4 protein-coding genes and 1 pseudogene are annotated in these 4858 nt (G+C 42.4%); 3 read left to right on the top strand and 2 right to left on the bottom strand.

Going from position 1 to position 4858, the window contains the following annotated elements:
* Positions 1 to 127: 127 nt before the first annotated feature.
* Together E2K52_RS13370 and sdsA are read right to left on the bottom strand one after the other, a co-directional pair.
* A pseudogene (locus E2K52_RS13370) lies at positions 128 to 1297 on the bottom strand (recombinase); the annotation flags it as partial.
* A gap of 15 nt (positions 1298 to 1312) precedes the next feature.
* The gene (sdsA, locus tag E2K52_RS13375) at positions 1313 to 2290 is read right to left on the bottom strand and encodes an All-trans-nonaprenyl-diphosphate synthase (protein WP_151205529.1); all 978 of its coding nucleotides are present in this window, start codon (positions 2288 to 2290) and stop codon (positions 1313 to 1315) included.
* A gap of 439 nt (positions 2291 to 2729) precedes the next feature.
* Here sdsA and rplU point away from each other — a divergent pair, with 439 nt between their 5' ends.
* From rplU to lolA, 3 genes are all read left to right on the top strand, one after another.
* Complete coding sequence (rplU, locus tag E2K52_RS13380; protein ID WP_151205530.1) at positions 2730 to 3041, top strand: 50S ribosomal protein L21; 312 nt, start codon at positions 2730 to 2732, stop codon at positions 3039 to 3041.
* 19 nt (positions 3042 to 3060) lie between these two features.
* Positions 3061 to 3315 (top strand): 50S ribosomal protein L27, encoded by a 255-nt coding sequence (rpmA, locus tag E2K52_RS13385; protein WP_004814861.1) that lies wholly within the window; start codon positions 3061 to 3063, stop codon positions 3313 to 3315.
* Positions 3316 to 3999: 684 nt separating this feature from the next.
* Entirely contained in the window at positions 4000 to 4695 is a 696-nt protein-coding gene (lolA, locus tag E2K52_RS13390) for an outer membrane lipoprotein chaperone LolA (RefSeq protein WP_151205531.1), read from the top strand.
* The last annotated feature ends 163 nt before the right edge of the window (positions 4696 to 4858 follow it).

The following is a 4858-nucleotide window of genomic DNA, read 5'->3' on the forward strand; positions in this document are numbered from 1 at the left end:
GGCTTTTACTAGCTATTTTTAACTTTAGAACTGCAAAAATATGCTGTTTCTTAAAAAATAGCGTTCATGCAAGATAAAAGCCTGATGTTTAAAAAAACATCAGGCTAAAATTTTCGCTATATTGGCTACCTAAAGAATAGTTCATGCTATAGCTAAAAGCTTGCATCAGCGGTGCCATACTGACCCGGGCCATCAATATTTTGAGCGTTGCCATGATGGCAATGATGGCACCCGCACCGGCCGCTGACTTATACATGCCCAGAAAGCCTTGCTTGTCCGTACTGACATAATGCTCGCCGGTCTTGCTGGCATTTTCAGTGACTTGTAAGGCCAGTAATTCACTATTGGTTGCCAGCAAGGCACGGACACTGCGCTCGCTATAAATGGCTTCGGTAATATCTGCAATAAAAAGCCCAATAGACTGATAACGCAGGTCATCTTCATCCATGACCATGTTGAGCAAAATTTCAACGCGTTCCAGACACTGCTCAAGTAAGGCCAGCATATAGGTCAGGCTGACACTGACTCCAATCCGTTTAGTAGAACGGCGAATCTTGGCGACTACATCATGACATTGTTCCAGCATCACCAGCGCTTGTGAGGCATCCGGGGGGGTAATCGAATCCACCAGCTTGACCGTGTTATAGCGTTTTTTATATTCCTGGATAAATTCGTTGATCTCACGGTTCTGTACCAGAAAAGGTGATTCATATTCCATGAGTTCAGGTTGGGCATTAATGAATTCTGGATGCAAGCCAATACCACTGATCCGGTAAGATAGAATAGTCAGAGCTTTGATGATTTCATCTTTAATACGGGTTTTTTCCTGCTGATTGGAATGTCCCTGATTCATGACCGAAAACAGTCGCTGCCAGTCGGCTTCATCAAAGTAATCCAGCCAGTATTGGTCAGTACGCAAATAAAAGATCTTGCGGAACAGTTCTTGCAGGTTTCGATGATCTGGAATGATCGGCAGTATATGCGCTCCAATCCGCTGGTTCAGCTGGTTCCAGAAACCGTCCAGCGACAGGATGCCAGTATCGGAAAACAGGCTAGTCTGCTTGTAACGGTTAATAATTCTTAAGGTAAAGGTCTGTAAGGTCGATACTGCATTGGGAGTCAATAACAGTGCACGAATAAAGATATTAAACTTTGCTTCGATCTCTTCTGTATCTCTGCTGTCCTCTGGCCTTATACGCTCTACAAGCTGGATTAGCAGGTTTTCATCCAGTACCACCTGAGGTTGCTCAAGCTGGTACTGCATACTTTGAAAAAGATCAACAAAATTAATATGCATAGGCAGGAAAGGTCATTATTGAATACGGTTTAGCGCCAGTTTGGCCAGATTGATCAGGGCCTGACGATACTCTGAGTCAGGCAAGGCGTTCAAGGCTAAAATTGCAATTTCTGTTTCTTCAGTCGCACGCTGGCGGCAATAATCCAGTGCTCCTGAACTGTTGACGATGCTGATCACCTGTGCCAAATGTTCAGTACCACCAGTGGCAATACTACGGCGAATAACTTCATGATCTTCGCCAGTGGTGTTCTGCATGGCTGCAATCAGTGGTAGAGTCGGTTTGCCCTCCATCAGATCATCGCCAATGTTTTTGCCTAAGGTTTCAGCATCGGAGGTGTAATCCAGAATATCGTCAATAATTTGGAAGGCATTGCCAAAATGGCCGGCAAATTTCCGCAAAGGTTCACGAAATGCAGACTGACCAGCCAGAATGGCTGCACCTTCGGTTGCCAGCTCAAACAGACGGGAAGTCTTGCCGTGAATAATATCTAAATAGGTTCTTTCTGTGGTATCTGGCTGATGCTGAGACTGTAGTTGCAGGACTTCACCTTCTGCAATTTCACAGGTACCAGTCGAGAAATCCTTGAGCAGAACCATATTGTCCAGATCAACCAGCAGGTCAAAGGCGCGTGAAATCAGGAAGTCTCCAACCAGAACCGCGGTCTGGTTATCCCAGGTGGCATTGGCAGTCGGTCGGCCACGGCGCAGGCCAGATTCATCTACGACATCATCATGAACCAGCGTGGCGGTATGCAGCATTTCAATGATCGCAGCCAGTTTGCGGTGTTGTTCCAGGTTTTCTGCACCACAGGCTTTAGCTGCCAAAAGGCACATGATCGGGCGCATGCGTTTACCGCCAGCCTCCACCACATGTTTGCTAACTGCCATAACCAAAGCAACTTTTGAAGTAATCCCTTCATTAATAAATGTGTCCATCGCAGCAAAGTCGTTAGCCACAGGAGCGAGAATATCTTGCTTAAAGTCGATGGTCATTTCAAAGAAAACCTCTAATTCGGTAAATCGCAGCGCGTAGTTTAACAATTTATAACATGAGTGAAACATAAGAAATGCATAAACTCCACTACAAATCAGCTTTTATCGTACTTCTTTGAGTGGGTCAGGCATTTTTGCCTAAAAAAATTTGCCTGACTTTGCATGTCTTTGAATTTTATAGGTTGGCTATATTACTTAAAGTTGACTGTTTTTCGCTATCATTTTTTATTAGCTCGTAGATGAGTAATTGATTTTATGAGCATAATTAAATTGTTAAAATTTTCAGTGAGTTTACATCGCACTATTTGCCTGAAATGGCTTGTTGTTTTCTTAAATATCCCTTAAAATCCTTGCCCTTGTGCAACCCCCAGTGGCGTTCGTTTTAAGATCGGTATATTCCTTTATCGGCACGACGACACGGGCATATTTGGAGTACATTATGTACGCAGTAATCCAAAGCGGTGGTAAACAGCACCGTGTAGTTGAGGGCGAAACCCTTAAAGTTGAATTATTGAAAGCTGAAACTGGTGCAACGATTACGTTTGACGACGTACTTATGCTTGTAAACGGTGAGAGCATTCAAATCGGTGCTCCAGTTGTAGCTGGCGCTAAAGTAACTGCAGAAGTGGTTAGCCATGGTCGTCACGACAAAATCCGTATTGTTAAAATGCGTCGTCGTAAGCACTACCGTAAGCAACAAGGTCACCGTCAATGGTTCACCGAGTTGAAAATTACTGGTATCTCAGGCTAATTACTAGGAGTAAATAGACATGGCAACTAAAAAAGCCGGTGGTTCGACTAAGAACGGTCGTGATTCGAATCCTAAGATGTTAGGTGTTAAAGTTTACGGTGGTCAAACTGTAACTGCAGGTAACATCATCGTTCGTCAACGTGGTACTGAATTCCATGCTGGTGTAAACGTAGGTATGGGCCGTGACCATACTTTATTTGCTACTGCTGATGGCGTAGTAAAATTCGAAGTGAAAGGCCAATTCGGTCGTCGCTACGTATCTGTTGAAGCTTAAGCTTTAATAGAAATAAAACCCGCAAATTTTGCGGGTTTTTTTATGTTAACTGAACTATTAAACACAGCTGAACTAACATTCAATAATTACCAGTTTACAAGAAAAATAACCCGTAATTTGAAACTATTCATGATAAAAGAGTTTTAAATACAGAATTAAACGTGACTTGAATTACCTGTTTTAAGGTGAGTAATTAAAAGCAAAAAGTATAAAAATAGAATAGGGATATGAATAAAATTTTGAAAAAACTTTGATCAAGGCTTGCTTCAAAGGTAATACACAGCCTACAGAGGTCGGTTTCAATATGCTGGGCTGAGTATCAGTGTTGGAATGGGGGGAAGTGAGCAGGGAAGTATCATCGGTTTGAGTGGTCTAACTGAAAACTATTAATATGTCTATAAACTGGTCACTATGATCAATTGGGTTATTTTGGCACGAGCTTTTCTGTGGGATGATAAAGGAAATAGCGGCTAGACTCATAAAATAACGAGAATTTTAAGAAGCTCCGAAATGAGCAGGAGCTTCTTTGTGATTGTTAATTTTTCTTCATGATGATGAACAAAAAAATCAATTTCGAATTAATAACCATACAAAAATTCTTATTTTCTATCATTTTAGCTTTTTATTTTCGTTTAAGATGAGACATTGAATAAATTGCGCTGACGCAAATATAAAGGTGAAATTATGCAAATGCTTCGTAAAACCGTATGTGCGATGGCCTTGGGTGCAGTCACTTTAGGGCCGGTCATGAGTACAACCGTGTTTGCTGCGCCAGTAGCGGCTTCGGAGCAACAGGCCACTACCAGCCTGATCAAACAGCTGAACAATATTCGTAGTCTGACTGCAAACTTTGAGCAGACCACCAAGCTGACCGCTCCTAAAACCACCCAGAATAAAGGGCTGACCGCGCAGCATATGAATCAGACCTTTAAAGGGGTAATGAAGGTAGAACGTCCGGGTAAATTCTATTGGGAAACGTCAAGCCCATCGAAACAGACCATTGCGACCACGGGTAAAACCGTCTGGATTTATGACCCCGACCTGCAACAAGCAGTACGTCAGAGTCTGGATGAACAGGTAGCAAACACGCCTGCATTATTATTGTCCGGTAATACCAATCAGATCATGCAGTCTTATCGTGTGACCCAGCCGAACAAAGGCAAGACTTATTATACGCTGTATCCCAAAAATACCGATGGTGTCTTTGAAAGTCTGACCATCAGTTTTGGCGCGAATAAAGCACCTACTCTGATGATTTTACAGGACTCTTTAGGACAGACGACCCATATTCGCTTTAATAATGTAAAAGTGAATAGCAGTATTCCGGCCTCCACCTTTAACTTTACCCCGCCAAAGGGAACGGACATTATTGATCAATAAGCTGGATGAATAAATACAGTTAAAAGCAACCTACGGGTCATTGCTGTCCCACAATTTTTCACAAGAGGAAGCTCATTTGAGCTTCCTCTTGTTTTATGGGTATTTTATCGGGTGAAAATAAAGCTTTTAAAGTTCTTCTTTCAAACAAATTCACTTGAATTAT

It is taken from the genome of Acinetobacter sp. RF14B, assembly GCF_006864105.1.
GTDB lineage: Bacteria > Pseudomonadota > Gammaproteobacteria > Pseudomonadales > Moraxellaceae > Acinetobacter > Acinetobacter lwoffii_C.